This is a genomic window from Chitinophaga qingshengii (assembly GCF_014529935.1).
GTDB classification, from domain to species: domain Bacteria; phylum Bacteroidota; class Bacteroidia; order Chitinophagales; family Chitinophagaceae; genus Chitinophaga; species Chitinophaga qingshengii.
Genome location: NZ_JACVFC010000001.1, coordinates 291,035 through 308,393 on the forward strand (window position 1 = coordinate 291,035; position 17,359 = coordinate 308,393).

Annotated in this window: 11 protein-coding genes; 4 read left to right on the plus strand and 7 right to left on the minus strand. The window is 50.4% G+C overall.

Features of this window, described 5'->3' with window-relative positions; all coding sequences use genetic code 11:
- Window positions 1-100 precede the first annotated feature (100 nt).
- From ICL07_RS01100 to ICL07_RS01110, 3 genes are all read right to left on the minus strand, one after another.
- The gene (locus ICL07_RS01100; RefSeq protein ID WP_188086106.1) at window positions 101-3,451 is read right to left on the minus strand and encodes a tetratricopeptide repeat protein; all 3,351 of its coding nucleotides are present in this window, start codon (window positions 3,449-3,451) and stop codon (window positions 101-103) included.
- Between the two features lie 22 nt (window positions 3,452-3,473).
- Window positions 3,474-4,820 (minus strand): sugar porter family MFS transporter, encoded by a 1,347-nt coding sequence (locus ICL07_RS01105; protein WP_188086107.1) that lies wholly within the window; start codon window positions 4,818-4,820, stop codon window positions 3,474-3,476.
- A gap of 96 nt (window positions 4,821-4,916) precedes the next feature.
- Window positions 4,917-6,374, minus strand: coding sequence for a glycoside hydrolase (locus ICL07_RS01110; RefSeq protein ID WP_188086108.1), 1,458 nt, complete (start codon window positions 6,372-6,374; stop codon window positions 4,917-4,919).
- A gap of 132 nt (window positions 6,375-6,506) precedes the next feature.
- On the opposite strand from ICL07_RS01110, the gene ICL07_RS01115 reads away from it, so the two are divergent.
- Window positions 6,507-7,397, plus strand: coding sequence for an AraC family transcriptional regulator (locus ICL07_RS01115; RefSeq protein WP_188086109.1), 891 nt, complete (start codon window positions 6,507-6,509; stop codon window positions 7,395-7,397).
- 3 nt (window positions 7,398-7,400) lie between these two features.
- Here the strand turns inward: ICL07_RS01115 and ICL07_RS01120 are convergent, their stop codons facing one another.
- On the minus strand, window positions 7,401-7,733 hold the full coding sequence (locus tag ICL07_RS01120; RefSeq protein WP_188086110.1) for a hypothetical protein: 333 nt from the start codon (window positions 7,731-7,733) through the stop codon (window positions 7,401-7,403).
- 154 nt (window positions 7,734-7,887) lie between these two features.
- On the opposite strand from ICL07_RS01120, the gene ICL07_RS01125 reads away from it, so the two are divergent.
- Genes ICL07_RS01125 through ICL07_RS01135 form a run of 3 tightly spaced genes read left to right on the plus strand, consistent with a single transcriptional unit; the run spans window position 7,888 to window position 11,025 of the window.
- Entirely contained in the window at window positions 7,888-8,694 is an 807-nt protein-coding gene (locus ICL07_RS01125; protein ID WP_188086111.1) for a helix-turn-helix domain-containing protein, read from the plus strand.
- Between the two features lie 54 nt (window positions 8,695-8,748).
- The gene (locus ICL07_RS01130) at window positions 8,749-9,237 is read left to right on the plus strand and encodes a GNAT family N-acetyltransferase (protein WP_188086112.1); all 489 of its coding nucleotides are present in this window, start codon (window positions 8,749-8,751) and stop codon (window positions 9,235-9,237) included.
- Window positions 9,238-9,240: 3 nt separating this feature from the next.
- A complete protein-coding gene (locus tag ICL07_RS01135; protein WP_223151719.1) occupies window positions 9,241-11,025 on the plus strand; it encodes a DUF885 domain-containing protein in 1,785 nt (594 codons plus the stop codon).
- Window positions 11,026-11,091: 66 nt separating this feature from the next.
- Here the strand turns inward: ICL07_RS01135 and ICL07_RS01140 are convergent, their stop codons facing one another.
- From ICL07_RS01140 to ICL07_RS01150, 3 genes are all read right to left on the minus strand, one after another.
- Window positions 11,092-12,570, minus strand: coding sequence for a RagB/SusD family nutrient uptake outer membrane protein (locus ICL07_RS01140; RefSeq protein ID WP_188086113.1), 1,479 nt, complete (start codon window positions 12,568-12,570; stop codon window positions 11,092-11,094).
- Window positions 12,571-12,590: 20 nt separating this feature from the next.
- Entirely contained in the window at window positions 12,591-15,950 is a 3,360-nt protein-coding gene (locus tag ICL07_RS01145; RefSeq protein WP_188086114.1) for a TonB-dependent receptor, read from the minus strand.
- A gap of 217 nt (window positions 15,951-16,167) precedes the next feature.
- Window positions 16,168-17,319, minus strand: coding sequence for a FecR family protein (locus ICL07_RS01150; protein WP_188086115.1), 1,152 nt, complete (start codon window positions 17,317-17,319; stop codon window positions 16,168-16,170).
- Between the last annotated feature and the right edge of the window lie 40 nt (window positions 17,320-17,359).

Genomic DNA, 17,359 nt, shown 5'->3' on the forward strand with positions numbered 1-17,359 from the left:
TTTTCATTTGGTGTGAAATACTGTCCTGCTATGCCCGGCCGCCATCCAGGGGCTGCCGGACCATCACAGTGAACGTGGATACCAGTTGGCGTTACATAGTCTATGGTTTAGGTGCAACAAACGTGGAAGAAAGGGTATATTGTATGAGCTGAAGATGAACCTGGGCGCCGGTATGCATACTATCGAGCGCTAATACTTCCTGCAGGCAGGATGCGCTTTTATCATATTGTTCCAATCCCAGGTATCCTAACCCCAACAGATATTTGCAATGTATTTTGTTGCGCAGGCTCAGGTCATCATCGAAGATGAGCAGGTTGGGCAGGGAAACAGCGAAATAGTCGATCCGTATTTCGTCGTTTTCATGAGCCTGACCGTAAGCCAGCAGTTTCTCAAAAATGGCGGTGGCGGCGGCTTCCTGCCCGGCTGCCTTGCAGGCGAGGCCCTGGTAGAAGATCTTATCCGGCTGCTGGTCGTTGTAGTAGATCGCTGCGCCAGGCTCCGCATTGCCTTCGGCTGCGGTGTTCCAACAGGCTTTGGCTTGTGTTTCGTTACCCGCCTGTTGATGGGCTACACCCATCCAGTAGAAGATGTCATTTTCCCGGGCGCCGAACAGTTTACCTTCGCCGAGGTTGTCGGGGTACTGTTGTGCTTTTTCCAGGTAAACCAGCGCCTCTGCCGGCTGGCCTTCGCGGATAGCTTGTTTAGCCAGTTCCACCAGGCTCAGTACATACTGACCGGATACCTTTCCTTCTCCCCCTTCCCAGGGATGAAACTTCCGTTGCTGCAACAGCGTATAGGCGGTATCGTGATGACCCAGGAAATTATGCAGGGCCGCTATTTCCAGGTACAGGTCATCTCTTTCGCGTGCGACGGACCGGTGTGTAGTCAGCAGTTCCAGGCGGGTGGCTGGCGGCACATTGAGCCGCTTGTACAGCTGGTCCAGTTCCATGAGTACCCGCGCATCCTGCTGGTTCAGACGGAAGGCCGTTTCGAGATAAGTCCGTGCTGCGGCCGGGTCCTGGCGTTTATTAAAGAAAGCAATGCCCAGGTTGCGTTGTACTGTTGGGAAAGCCGCGTCTTTCGCGGCAGCCGACAGCCAGTGGTCTATTGCCAGTTCGTATTGTTTTTTATCGTAGAACAGGTTACCCAGGAAATAATGCGCCTTCGCGTCCTGTTCATTTAACCGGATAGCCGTTTGCAGTACCGCGATATCCTGCAGCCTGTTGGGGAAGTGATGCCCTGCCTCAGCAGCGGCAGCGCGCCGGAAATGATCCGCCGCCTTTGTGGCTTCACCCGCTTTATGGTGACAATATCCCAGGTAGTATTGTGTTAATGGTAGTTGTAATTGTGTTGCCGAGGCCAGGCTGATCAGCGCCGCTGCATGCGCATACAGCCCCATGCCCATATAATCCAGCGCGTAGGCAATCAGGTTGCCGGCATGCTCCCTGCTCCGTTCCCGTATAGCCGTGAGCGTGGTAGCTGCTTTTTCTGTATGACCTGTTTCCTGGTAACTCAGGTACAGCTCATAAAGGGCGCTGAGGTTGAAAGCATCCCGCTGCAGCGCGTATTCCGCCGTGGAAAAGGTTTCTTTCATACGCCCCAGCTGCCGCAGCGCCTGGCACTTTACCGTATAGGCGCGGCCGTTACGGGCGTTACGATCGATAGCCCAGTTAATGTGTGACAAAGCGCGGGCTGGTTTGCCCTGCAGGATGTCCAGCTGGGCAATGAAATAATAAGCCGCATCCTGCCAGGCGCTGCTCCATGCTGCTTTGAAGAAGGCATCGTAAGCCGCTTCGTAGCGCTCCTGGTAATACAGGCAGAGGCCCAGGTTATAATAAGGCTCCCCATCATAAGGATTAGGGTTCCGTTGGGTGATCGTGGTAATAGCCCGGCGGAAATATGGTTCACTTTGGGCAAACTGTCCTCTTCGCAGGTACCATAGGCCCAGTGCGTTATTACAGCGTACATCACCGGCATCACGGCGCAGCGCCTCTTCATAATAAGGTACCGGGCTATAGGTTGCGTGGCGGTATTGTTCCAGGTGTTGCCCCGTAAGGAACAGCTGTTCATTCTGCGCTATTTCCGCAGGCAGTTTAGCCGGGGCTGCCGGTTCGGGTACTGGTTTTTCCTCCGCAGATACCGCTGCGCTGAAATGCAGCAGCTCCTGTCCACTGCTACCTGCTATGCTGATCTCCAGTGCGGTGCCGGCCACACCGGCCGGCCAGGGTGCTGTGGCGGTAAATATTGTTTCGGGAGATACCGTAGCGGTTTCACGCCAGATAATTGTTCCTTCGGCACTGGCTTGTATCGTTAGTCCTTCCTGCAGACTGGTAGCAAACAGCTGCACCTGCAATTGGCAGTCCGCTACCGCAGCGCGCAGCAACAAATCTTTAGAAGCGTTGCTTACAAGCCCCAGTTCCCGGTAGGGCAGGAAATATTGTTTGAACGTTTTTTCTTCAAAAGGCATCAGCCAGGTAAAGTCTGGCTGGTTATCGGTATAAACACCGGTCATCAGCTCAATATAAGGACCGTCGGTGTCTGTCAGGTTTTTATCCCATGCCAGGCCGAAGTCGCTGTTACCCCAGGTCCATTGTTTTTTACCTGGCGACACATGATGATCTGCCACATGCAGTACACCTGCGCCGGTATCATGTTCGTAGCCACCTACAAAGTCATACGCCGAATTGACGGCCATATATGAAGTTGGTACCGGAATGTTTTTATACCGGGAAATATCGGTCCCTGGTGCATAGTCGACTTTATAGTACACGCCTTTCGCAATCGGGAAGGTCGACACATCTCTTTTACCGTGGTCAAATACCGCATGTACATCCGGTGGAAACACCGACTGGTAGTGATCGTTTACCTTCACCGCCGGATTGGCCCACCAGAGAAAGGTCTGCGGCAGGTGCGTACGGTTAAACAGTTTGACATCTATTTCCAGGTAGGCTTTATCTTCATACAACGTGAAGCCCGCCATGCCTTTGGTTTGAAACATAGCCTCTACCTCGCTTACCCAAATTGTTTTACTGCCATCAGGTTGTTCCGTGATATGGTAATCTACCGGTTCAAACGTAGAAGGCCGGTGGTGCTGTGGCCAGTTGAACTCGATACCGCCTGAAATCCAGGGACCGCACAGCCCTACCAGTGCCGGTTTGATCACCTGGTTATAATAAATAAAATGCCGTTGTTTCAGTTTATCATAGGCCATTTGTATACGGCCGCCCAGTTCCGGCAGTATCATGATCTTCAGGTAACGGTTCTCTATAAACAAAGCCACATAAGGCTTATCCTGCTTCTCATCATGAATTTTTTCAATCACCGGGTTGGGATATACTACCCCGCTGCTGCCCTGATACACCCGTTTTTCAAAGAACATGGGATTTTTTTCCGGCTCCCCTACCGCATAGGTAGGTATCATAACAATCTCCTTCCAGGTTGCTACTTTCATCAGCTATCTTTTTAATATGCAATTAGTGTATGGTTAACCGTTGTTCCAGCTCTTCGAGTGTCTGGCCTTTGGTTTCTTTTACTTTGGCACGGATAAACAGGAAGCCCAGCAGGCAAATGCCGGCATAGAGATAAAAAGGCCCATAGGCGCCCAGGCGCTCTGCCAGTAACGGGAAGGTAAAGACCAATATAAAGTAGGCGCCCCAAAGGCTTACAATTGCGATGGAAGATGCTTTCCCCCTCACGCTGTTGGGGAATATTTCCGATATCAGCACCCAGGTAACCGGAGCCAGGGAACTGGCATACATGGCGATAGCCAGCAATACGAGCAGGGAAATCCAACCGGCGGCAGCTTTAGCGCTCAGCAATACTGCCAGCACCACGTATACTACACACAAGCCAAGAGAGCCCATCAGCATCAGCGGACGGCGTCCTATCTTATCTACCTGCGCCATAGCCACCAGCGTAAACACCGTATTCACCATGCCGATGCCGATGGTCTCCAACAGCTGCCGGTTGACGTCAGCGCCGATAGAAGCGAAAATGGTTGAAGTATAGTTGAAGACTACGTTAATACCACAGAACTGCTGAAACACCGCCAGTGTAATACCGACGAGCACCGCAGGCCTCACCGCTTTTCCAAATACATCCCTGTAGGAGGGCGCAGGCGCATTTCTCACCGTGGCCTTCACATTTTCTTCCACAGTAGCGGCAAAAGCAGGCCCGCCGATTTTCAGCAGCGTCTTTTGGGCAGCTGCCTGACGGCCGGCCTGCAGGAGCCAGCGCGGGCTTTCCGGCAGGAACAGTACGCCCAGTAAAAACAGGAGCGACGGTACCGCCCCCAGCCCAAACATCCAGCGCCAGGCATCCGGTCCTTTATCTGCCAGGAAATAATTCACCACATTGGTGATCAAAATACCGAGTACAATGGTCAGCTGGTTAATGGCCACATTTCTCCCCCGTATAGCCGTTGGCGATACTTCCGCTATATACAGCGGACTTAACATAGAAGCCATGCCCACACCGATACCGGCACAAAAACGCATACCCACGAAAATGGTGAACCCTGTAGCAGCGGCCATACCCAGCGATGACAGGAAAAACGTCAATGCCGCCACCACGAGGCCCGGCCTTCGCCCGTAGCGATCCGCCATCCAGCCTGCGAGCAAACAACCAACAATACAACCCAACGCCAGCGAACCGGTGAGAAATCCTTCTCCCAATGTAGACAATACAAACTGCTCCCGCAGGAAAGGCAAGGCCCCTGAAATCACGGCAAAGTCAAATCCAAACAGATAGCCGCCCAGCGCGGAAATAAAAGATATGCCCAGAATATAGCCGGCATTGTAAGCATTGTTGTCTTGTTTCATTCTTCAGACGTGGATGATTGGTTGTAATGTAAAGCTACTGATTGATCCGGCATAGCGCCATGGACAATATACAGTAAAACATAGATTATCTTATGCTCACTGCCATATCACTTGTATAGTAGTAAACGATTTTCCCGGAAATTCCACCAGGTAATAATTCAGATTCACATTGTCCTGTGTCCATACCAGGGCCTGGTTTTCCGTAGCGCTGGTGCGGTAAATACGGATCGAGGAGATATTCCTGCCGAAGTTGATACGCACCCGGTTTTGTGCATAGGTATTCCAGTTGACCACGTTCACCATCCCCCGGTTATTATCCATGAAAGCTGTCACATTATCCGCACCGAAGTTAACGATGCTATCCAGTGTAGTGGGGATATAACGTTTACGCAGCAACGAATCCGTAAACTGTTTGTAGCTATAGTAATTCTTTTTTCTCACGGCATCCTGGCCCCATGGCGTATACAGGAGACCGCCGAAGTTGGACTCCGGATTGCCCCATTCAAAGTAGAGCCAGCCCCTGGCGCCACCACGGAAGGCATCGTGGAATTTGTTGACCAGGTCGAGCGCGGAGACCAGTTCATCCGGCGCTGTACTACCAAAACCGGTATGCCATTCGGTCATATAAAGTCCTTTATTGCCGGCAAGATTGGAAGCTGCTGTAAAATTAGCGGCAGAACTCCCCCCGTACTGATGGGTAGTAAATTTATCGATGTAGGGATTCAGCAGGCTCGCGTAGTTGACGGTATGTGTTACATCAATACAATCAGGCGCAGTAAGCTGAGGCATCACCACACCGGCGGCAGGTAATTTGGTTTTTAACCAGCTACCAGTTTGGTTATACACCGCCTGCGCCACCGATGGCGTGAAGGTGGCGGATTCATAACCGGTATTATCTGCATTCTGATCCGGCTCATTCATCAGGCTCAGATAGTCCACCTGCAGTCCGTTATCTTTCAGGTGTTGCAGGTGCGCGTATATATGTTCCCCGAATTCCGCATAAGCATTGCTGACACTGGTATTCAGGGTACCGCCGTGATTGACATCGTTATTTGTTTTCAGGAATTTAGGCGGTGATAGGATGATTGCCCATATTTTGATGCCGGGGTTGAGTAACCTTGCTTTCTTCACCGCCGTGATCTGGTCTACCAGGTTGGAGTTGACCGAAAAATTAAATTTGCTGAAGTCGGTCACATTGGGATCGGTGTTATCATTCACATCTTCCACTCCACCTGCCCGCAACACAATACGGAAAACGTTTACGCCCAGGTCCTGCCAAAGCCAGTTGGCTGCCGTATTGTAGTTGGTGATACCGTTCACGATATGTCCGCTGTAAAAGTAACAGCCGGCGCCGAGCAGATCTATGGTTTGGCGGGGATTATTCAGGTCCAGGGTAATTTTACCGCCGGTTTCAATGTTGGCAGCGATACCTGTCTGCTGCTTATCCGGTTTATCTATATCGGTCAGTGCCCGGTCGATGGCCGATTTGCTGCAGGCCAGGCCAAACATGGCGCTGACGCCTGCCAATACAGCAATGTAGTGCAGTTTTTTCATGACGTGGGTGATTGATAAAATGATTAAAATCGCGGAATCGATATGAAATTAGGCATAGTTTCCATGCACGCCTATGGATATTTTTGTTGATTACATGGATTATATTATTATTGTCTTCCTAAACCAGTGCGCATGACTTACAAACGCGATGGATTCGACGGGCAAAAGGCGATCATCATTCCCGGAATGGTGCAGGCAAAATTTTGTAAGGCTAACCCGATGATCAGCGGGGCGTATATTACCGATATCGGTTATTATCCTAATGCACGTTTTCATTTCCGCAGAAGGGCCAGGGGTGCAGATGAGAACATCCTCATCTATTGTGTGGACGGTAAAGGTGTGACGTCCATTCAATCTAAAATACACCCTATCAGTGCCGGTGATTTTTTTGTGATACCGGCTGGTCAGCCACATTATTATGGCAGTGACGAAGAGCATCCCTGGAGTATCTACTGGTGTCACTTTAAAGGCCCACAGGCGGAAGAAATTATCCAGCAGATCATTAACCGGAACGGTTCCTGTAAATACAGCATAGACTACGCAGAAGCACGTACGCATTTATTCAACCAGCTGTATTCTCACCTGGAAAAGGGTTATAGCTATGAGAACCTGAGCTATGTCAACATCCTGTTTCTGCAATATTTACTCTCTTTTCTTTTCAGTGATAAGTTCACCTCTGCCCTGCCGGAAAAACAGGACAACTTCCCGGAGAGTTCCATCGAGTATATGCAGGAACACCTGGACAGCGCGCTGACACTGGAAATGCTGGCACGGCGGACCAATATCTCTCCCAGTCATTACTCCGCCCTCTTCAAGAAAAAAACGGGCTTCTCTCCTATTGATTATTTTAACCACATGAAAATACAGAAGGCTTGTCAGTACCTGCAATTCACTGATCTGCGGATCAATGAAATAGGCTTGCAGCTGGGTATTGAAGACCCCTTTTATTTTTCCCGGCTTTTTACCAAAACGATGGGAATGTCGCCACGGCAGTACCGGCAGTCGAAACAGGCGAATATCTGAAGTTCACAACTTAGCCTTAGCGGCTGTAAAATCCTGCATAAAAGTCCGGAGCATGGTTAACGTAAACATTCCCCTGGTACTTACAAACGCCTCGGTTTTACCATTGGTAACAATGTGCAGCACATAATATAAATCATCCACAAAAACAGATTTCCTGCTTACCTGTTCATGCTCCGTTAGTAACAGCACGGTATCTGCAATATTTACCCGTATAATATACCGCCTGAAGAGCCGCCGGAATATTATTTCCACCTGTGTATCCGTCAGGTCCAGGGATACTACCTGCTGTTTTCCCAGTATGAGCAGGACCAAAAAAGCCACCAGTGCGACTACCATGATGCATGTTAATATTAAAGACGAATCTGCAAACATCAGTCTATTCATATAGCGTAAAGGGATATACGTAAATATACCTAATCTAACGACTCATAAAACCAGCTGTTTGCATTTTCCCTTACTTCTATTATTTTGTGAGACGATAAACAGGTTTATGTCAGGTTCAGTTCCGGTTCAGCTCGCAGAAGGCACCTATGTAGGTACCAAGGTGAAAGAACGCGCTTTTGGCGCGATCATCACCAGTGAGACCACTTTTGCACCCAACCAGGCGTCTGACTGGCATTTCCATGTAAACCCACACTTCTCCCATATCCTGGAAGGAGGCAGTAAAGAGGTTAGGAAAGGCGGTACAGAGCGGCAGCTTGCCGGTACCGGTCTGTATTATCATCCTGGTGTGGCACATCAGAATGTGGATTATCTACCGGATACGCGTATATTTAATATCGAGTTGAACAACGATTTCTTTGCAACCTTTGGCTTGTCACATCCGCCGCCCTCCATGATGTTTGATGACAGGTTCCCCTTCAATACCAGCGGTCTTGTCCGGATCATGAAAGAACATTACCTGAATGATAGCGCGTCTGCGATAGCGATGGATCAGCTATGTATAGACCTGATTGCTCCCTCCCAGCAGGATTTCCGCTGCTTCCCGGAATGGACGGGGAAAATCAGGGATATCATGCACGACCACTGGGATACCCCGTTATCACTCCCCTTCCTGGCCGCCGAGCTGGATCTTCACCCGGTCACCATTTCCCGTTACTTCTCCCGTTATTTTGGTTGTTCGGCAGGGGAATATCTCCGGAAAATAAAAGTCGAGCGGGCTATCTCCCTTATCAAAACAGCCACTACTTCCCTCACCGATATTGCCTATGAATGCGGGTTTACCGACCAGGCACATTTCACCAAAACCTTCCGGCGTATTACCGGTATGCTTCCCAATCAATACAGAAAGATCTGACAAAAGGTTAATCCCGTACAATTTTACCTCCTGACGGTTGGGTAGTTTTGTGGCATGACAGTCACCAGCAACATCCGGCCGCTGCAAGAACGCGACAACCAACAATTGGGCGCGATCATACAACAGGTATTAAAGGAATTTAAAGCCGATATACCTGGCACCGCCTATTTTGACAAGAATCTTTATGAACTGTATCGTTCTTTCACCATCCCTGGTGCGGCCTACTGGATCGCAGAAGTGAAGGGCAAAGTAGCCGGCGGCGCCGGCATCTTCCCGGTACCCGGACTACCGCCCGGGCATTGTGAACTGGTGAAGTTATACCTGTTGCCCGAAGCCAGGGGACTGGGTCTGGGAAAACAGCTGATCGCACAATGCCTGCAATCCGCGCGTTCCTATGGATACAGCCATGTATACCTGGAAACACTACCACAGCTGGAACAGGCCATACCGTTATACGAAAAAATGGGATTTAATTATTTACCCGCTCCGTTAGGCCATGCCGTTCACTTTGGCTGTACTATATGGATGATAAAAGAAATATAAACGATGATGAAAGGATTGATGAAAACCCTGCTGATACCGGCAACACTGTTTTACACGATCAGTACTCAGGCACAGGGAAATAACCAACAACTGCACCAGCTCTTTGATGATTATGCTGAAGAGCGGATGCAATTCTTCCCTTCCGAAGCCACTACAGCCGGTTTCCACCAGTACGACGACCGCCTGGCCATTGACGGCGGAGCGCCCTACCTGGCCGCCAGTAAAATCTTCTACCAAAAATACCTGCGGGCGCTGCAAAAATTTGACAACACAGTATTGAATGCCGGTGACCGGATTTCCTGTGATGTACTCGTATACATGTTACAGGCAGCCCTGGAGGCGCAATCTCTCCATCTGGAATACCTACCCATGAACCAGTTTGTTTCCACGCCGCTGGAACTGGCTTCTTTTGGCTCCGGCGATGGAGATCAACCCTTTAATACAGTAAAGGATTATGAAAACTGGGCCAAACGCATGACCGCCTTCATGGAGTGGACGGATACCTGTATCGCCAATTTCAACAAAGGCATACAGGCCGGTGTAGTATTACCCAAAACGCTGGTGAAGCTGATGATTCCACAGATGGAAGCCCTGGCAGAAAAAGATACCAGCAAGAACATCTTCTATAAACCACTTTCCAAATTCCCGGCATCTTTTACGAAAAAAGATAAACAAAGACTCACCCTGTTATATCACCGGGTGATTACAGCAAAGATGCGTCCTGCCTACGCCAAACTGGCCACCTACCTGCAGGAACGTTATCTTCCCGCAGCACAGGACAAGGCCGGTCTGTATGCCGTGCCTGGCGGAGACCGGATTTACGATTATTATGTCCGTTATTTTACAACCACCGATCTCACCCCGGAACAAATATACCAGACCGGGCTGACGGAAGTTGCCCGTATCCGGGCAGCGATGGAACAGATAAAAAAACAAACAGGCTTTAGCGGCAATTTAACGGAGTTTTTCACCTACCTGAAGACCAACCCCAGCCTGATGCCTTTTAAAACGCCGGAGGAGGTGCTGGATGCTTACAGGGCCATTTATAAGAAGGTGTTACCGCATATACCGGCGTTATTTAGTCATCAACCACAAACGCCCATGGAAGTACGGCGGTTGGAGGCATACCGGGAAGCGGCCAGCGGAGGGCCTTTTTATATCAAAGGAAATATCCTGGAGAAACGCGCTGCTATCTTATACGTGCCGGTACCCGATGCCACTAAGGTGAATGTGACCTTTTACGGTATGGAAGCAACGTTTATCCATGAAGGTATACCGGGGCATCACTTTCAGATTGCCTTACAGCAGGAAAACAAGGACATTCCGGCTTTCCGGCGGCAGCCCTTTTTCAGCGCCTATTTTGAAGGCTGGGCATTGTATGTGGAGTCACTGGGAGAGAAACTGGGTTGTTATACGGAGCCTTATCAGAAAATGGGAGCGCTCAACAATGAGATCCACCGTGCTATCCGGCTGGTGCTGGACGTAGCCATCCATACCGGTAAAATGACCCGGGAAGAAGCCATCGCCTATATGATGGAGAATGAATCGGTGAGCAAAGCCATCGCTACGGCGGAGGTGGAACGTTATATGGCCATGCCTGGACAGGCATTATCCTACAAAACCGGTGAGATACGCATAAAAGCGCTGCGGGACAAACTGGCTGCACAGCTGGGGGCGAATTTCAGTCTGCGCGCCTTCCACGACGCCCTGCTGGCTTACGGCGACATGCCGCTGCAGGTACTGGAAAAATACATGGATAACTGGGCCGCGCATTATCAGCAACAATAAACAGCCATATCTTGTACAAGTAACCGGCAGACATAGATCGTCTGCCGGTTATTTACGTTTACCGGATCAATAACCATCGTTTTGCCAGATCACGTTCTTGTCGGGGTTTGTATTGAGTTCATATTGTGGAATCGGAAATACAACCATATAAGGTTTCATGGAATACCGTCCGCTTCCCTGATCAGCGCGGCTGAAATGCGCATTCATAATAGCCACCGCTTTATCGGCACCCTGCCGCACAATATCAAACCAGCGGTTAAATTCTCCGGCCAGTTCCCGCCTTCTTTCCAGGAATAAGGCGTCCCGGAAAGCGGCCTGACCGGGCAGGTCGGTAGCCGTATAGGCATTTACGTGAGCCCTCACCCGGATATCGTTTAATTGTTTGAAAGCCTCTCCTCCAGCGGCATACCCGAGTTCATTCAACACTTCGGCATACATCAGTTTTACATCGGCCAGGCGTAAGATGGGTTTATTCACCGCATAATCTTCCTTGCTCAGCGGAATAGTACCCCAGGCAAACTTCACGAACATAATGGAAGCGGTATCCAGCAATTGTGAGGTGGTGCGGTACCCCTTTTGTATGGTGATATCCCGCCGTACATCACCGGCTTCGTAGATTTCGTACAGCTCCCGGCTCAGGTGCGGCCAGGTAGAACGGCCTCCATTGGGGAACATAGGACTGAGAATATCCTGCGGCACATAGGAATAAATCAGCGCATTCCCTTGCCCCATACCAGTACCGGATTTATGTTGCAGCTGGAAGATATGTTCCGGCCCGTTGTTATTGGCATCTGTAAAAGCATCTTTAAAATTAGGGTACAGCTGGTATTTACCCGACTGCAGGATGTCTTCCAATAATGGACGGGCGTCGGTATACTTCTTCCTGAACAGGTGTAATTTTGCCAGCACCCCTTTTGCCGCATACCGGGTGGCCCTTCCCAGATCGGCAGTACCCCAGGCTTCCGGCAACAGGTCAACAGCCGTTTTTAAATCATTGGCCGCGAAATCCAATGTACCGTCCTGCGTACTACGCTTCACTTTCCTTACCTCTTCTACAGACATGGTTTTGTCAATCAGCGGCACTCCGCCAAACTGCCAGCCCAGCTGAAAATAGCAGAATCCCCGGATGAACAGCGCTTCTCCCTTGATCGCTTTTTTCATTTGTTCGTTGAAGTTAGCCTGGTCTATCTGAGTCAGTACCGTGTTACAGTTATTAATAGTAACAAAAAAACGTTGCCAGAAGTAGTTCAGGTCTACATGCGCCGCATCCAGGGTGAACTGGGCAAAGGCCATCTGGTTACCGGGATTGTCTGCATTGGCGTCGTCGCTGTGGCATTCCAGGTTTTCGGGCACATAGTCTGTGTAAACATTGCGTAAGGTACCGTAGGCGCCCAGTACCGCCAGTTTAAATTCTGTTTCTGTTTTAGCGGTGCCGGCAGTATACTGTGATTCCGGTAGTATGTCCAGGTATTTATTGCACCCGGCGAAAGTACCGGCGCCGAGGAGCAGTGTTGTACAAAGTGTATATCTGATCAGTGTGTTCATCTCTTTTGTTTTAATCATTTTTAGAATGACAGATCGATGCCGATGTTATAGCGGCGTGACAAAGGATAGGTGCCATAGTCGGTACCCGGCATGGTGGTGAGGTTGGAGGTGACGCCGCCTTCTGTGGTGGTGGCTTCCGGCGTATAGCCGGGGTAACGGCTCCAGGTGTATAAATTATCTCCCATGACATATACCCTGGCCCTGCTGATGCCTGCACGGCGCAGCAATGCCGGTTGAAAATTGTAACCCAGCGTAATACTACGGATACGCACAAACGTCATATCATACAACCAGGTATCGTTATAACCGGGATTATTGCCTTTCGGATAAGGTGTTTTGCCATCCCATGACATATCTACGCCTGCCGGCACCGGGTTTTGTCCTTCGGCGTATTCCGGTTTCCAGGCATGCAGCCAGCGTGAAAACATATTACTGTTACCAGAGCCTGCATCCATGTGACGGGTACCCAGGAAAAATACGCTGCCGCCCTGTGAGCCTTGCAGCACCACATTGAGATCAAATCCTTTGTAGCTGATAGTATTGGTAATGCCCCATACAAAATCCGGCAGGTTGTTTCCGCAGATGGTTTTATCATAGGCATCGATCTTGCCATCCGGTACGCCATTAGGCCCGCTGATATCCCTGATACGGATATTACCTCGCTCCTGTCCGGGTGCAATGGGCACCAGTGCTTTGCCGCTGGCATCAAAGTCTTTGTCTGTCAGTATACCATCTGTTTTATACATCCAATAGCTGCCGATCGGTGAACCTACTTTTGTTACATAGGCATCCTGTCCCCAGGCCTGCAATATGAGCGGCGCATTGCCGGGACCCATGCGCAGCACTTCGTTCTGGTTCCGGGATATATTAAAAGTAGTGCTCCATTTCAGGTTGGGCTTACTGATGTGATTAGCCACCAGCTGTATTTCCCAGCCACGGTTCACTACTTCCCCGATGTTTTCCCGCACAACGGAAAAACCGGTAAGGAAAGGAATGGGCACATTCAGCAACATGTCTTTTGTGTTATTATGATAATAGTCGAAGCTGAACTGAAAGCGGTTTTGCAGGAAAGAAGCGTCCAGTCCCAGGTCTTTGGAGATGGTTGTTTCCCAGCCCAGCGACTCATTACCGAAATTGGCAGGCGAAAGTCCGCTCACAACGTTATTACCCAGTACGTAGTTGAAGGGATTTAACTTCTGCAGGTAGTCGAATGCGCCGATACGGTCGTTGCCTGCTTTACCCCAGGAAGCGCGCAGCTTCAGGAGCGACAGCCAGCTAACATCCTGCAGAAAGGCTTCCCTGTCTATCTTCCAGCCAACAGAGGCAGAAGGGAACATGCCCCAGCGGTTGTTTTTACCAAACCGGGAAGAGCCGTCTTTACGCAGGGTGGCTTCCAACAGGTATTTGTCCATCAGCCCGTATTGCACCCTTCCAAAGAAAGAAGCCATCCGGGTAGGGTCCCCGATGTTGGCGCCGCCTGTTTTCTGGGAAGCTACGTCTACCACGCCTATCAGATCGTTGGGATAGCCGGTACCGGCAGCGTTCAGGTTGTAGGATGTCCAGCTGGCAATACTTTGCCCCGCCAGCACATTTAACTGGTGAATGTCCCGGATGGTGGTTTCGTAGGTGATGGTATTCTGCCAGTTCAGCGTATATGCATTCAGGTTAGTAGAGTTCCCGTTTGCCGGCAAACCACCGTTTACATTATAAGGATGGAAAAAATTAACCTGCTGGTTTCTGAACGCATAACTGAATTGAGAACGGACCGTCCAGCCTTTCGCCGGCAGCCATTCTACAAAGGCGTCGTTCAGGAGGTTCAGCGCTTTATTGGTACGTTTTACTTCTTTGAGTCTTTCCAGTACATTGACGTAGGTAGGCAGTCCTGCAGCAAAGCCCCAGTCCTGTGTGTTGGACTGCAGCGGCATAATAGGCGGTGTATTCTGTGCGTGATGGATCACACTTTCCTTACCTTGTGTTTCCGGATCATTTTGTGTAGAGAAAGAAGGCACCACATTGAGTCCGGCACGCAGTTGTTTACCGAGATTAAAAGCCGTATTCAAACGGAAATTGATTCTTTTATAACCGGAATACCGCATAATTCCTTGCTGATCGAGGTATCCGGCGGATAAGGAGAAAGTCCCGATATCGCCGCCGCCCTGGATACCGACCTGGTAACTTTGCATGGGCGCATTGTGGAAGATGATCTCCTGCCAGTTGTTATTTGGCAGGGAAGCAGGATCTTTCCATGCGTCGGGTACCTGGAGGTCGGCCGGACGTGATGACATAGGTGCGTTGAGATCGCCTCCACGGCGGCGCCAGTCCTCGTTCCTGGACCATGTCTGGTACGCTATATAACCCGGACCATCCATCACATCCGTCATTTTATCGGCTTTCTGGAAACCGGTATACATACTCAGGCTGGCTACCGGTTTACCTTTTTTCCCTTTTTTGGTGGTGATCATCACCACACCATTACCACCGCGTGCACCGTAAATGGCGGCGGAAGCGGCGTCTTTCAACACATCCAGCGAAGCGATATCGGTAGGGTTCAAATCGCGGATATCATCCATCGGCACACCATCTACCACATACAGGGGCGTAGCGCCGGCAGTGATGGTATTGGTACCACGGATCTTGAGATTAAGCGAAGCACCAGGCAGACCGGTTTGCTGCATCACCTGTACACCGGCTACCTGTCCTGCCAGCGCTTCTTCCGGAGACGCCACCGCACGGTCTGCAAAAGCAGCGGCTTTAACAGAAGAAACAGCGCCTGTCAGGTTTTCGCGTTTCACCTGGCCATAACCGATCACCACCACATCGCTCAGTGACTTATTGGCGGTTTTCATGATAATATGAATACCCGTTTGTTTGGTTACCGGTACTTCCTGCGGTTCATAACCGATAAAAGATACCTGCAACACGGCGCCCGGGTCGGTATTACGGATCAGGAACGCGCCTTTGTCGTTGGTAAGGGCGGCCTTATCGGTACCTTTTACCCGTACGGTAGCACCAATCAGGGGTTCGCCTTTTTCATCGGTAATGGTACCTTGCAGGTCTTTTGCCTGTTCGGGTTGTACCGGTGTGACAGGCGCAGGGGTAATAAAAATGGTATTCCCCTGGATGTTAAAGCGGAGCGACGGTGTTTTCAAACACTCTTCCAGGGCATCCTTTAAGGGTGTTTGCCGCCAATCGACCGTCAATGGCGGGGTACCGGCGATATCCTGGTTCTTGTAAAAGAACACATAGCCGGTTTGTTGTTCCATTACATGGAAGATCTTTTCGAGGCTGATACGCCTCCCCGTATAGGTAACATGTTGTGCGACGCCCGTGGCGCTTGCCTGTAGGAGTACGATAGTCAATAAAGCAGTGGTTAGCTTCATAACACGGAATAGTTGGTTTACAGCACGCGGAATCTCTCTTACCCGCTTACTGCGAATAATAATTTTCATACTTTTACGATGTTTGGGTAAATAATAATTGGTCCGGAACGATCCGTTGTTAGCTTATCCAGACGTTCTGCCGGGTCCTGCTGTCACAGGGCCCGGTTTTTATCCGGAAAGCCTTTCTACATATCTGTTTTGGTTTTACGTTTATTGATCAGGGTAATATAATAATGCGTTTGCCTTCTTCCATACGGGAATGCACGTTTGATTGTGCCAGTCCTTGCAGCACCTGGGAAAGCGTCAGCGTGCGGCCGATTTTTCCGGAGAACAGCTCTTTACTCACTGGTCCCTCGTAACTTACTTCTACATTATACCAGCGGCTCAATTGCCGCATCACGGTGGCGATATCTGCGTCCTGGAATACAAACCAGCCATTTTTCCAGGCCAGTTCATCGGCGGTATTTACGGGTACCACAGACAATTCACCACCAGGTGCCAGGCGGGCCTGTTGCCCTGGTTCCAGGATATTGGCTGTTGTTTTACCGGCGACTTTTACCTTACCTTCTACCAGCGTGGTTTTCACCAGCTGTTCATCTGCATAGGCCATTATATTAAAACGGGTACCGAATACGGTCACCTCCATGCCACGGGCTTTTACATGAAACAGGCGGCGGTCTGCTGCCACTTCAAAATAGGCCTCGCCATCCAGTTCCACCGTCCGGTCCGTGCCTGTAAAGGCTGTCGGGTAACGCAGGGAAGAAGCAGCATTCAACCATACGCCCGTACCATCGGGCAGGGTTATACGAAACTGGCCGCCCCGGGGCGTGGCTAATACATTATAGGCCGGGGCACCGGTGGTAGCAGCGTTATCATATTGTAACCGCCCGCCTTGTTGACGGATAGCTACGCCGCCTTGCCGGATCACTTGCTGCCCGGTGCTGTCGAGCGTAACGGTGGAACCGTCTGCCAGGGTCAATACCGCCTTGTTACTGCCTGGCGCTACATCCTGGACCGTCGGCGCCACTTGTGTAATGGGTGATATGGTAACCGGTTGGGTGCGGTGAAACATTATAGCGGCGACAGCGATAAGCACCGTTACAGAAGCGGCAGCGATCCATATCCTCCCGTTGGTCCAGCCGGAGCGGCGCCGTTCACGGGTGATATTGCGGAGCATCCGGTCTCCCTCAGCGGGTGTAAACGGCGGGTGCTGGGGACTAAATTCGTTCCAGGCCTCCTGCATTACCTGGCGTATCACCGGTTCGTTTTCCGGCAGGTCAATCAAACGAAATAATTCCTGCTCCTCTTCAGGAGTGGTCAATTTATCAAGATGGCGCTTAAAGAGCCATACCAGTCGTTCATTTGACATAGTGGTCAGGTTTGCGTTCAGGATATAGACAACGCCGACC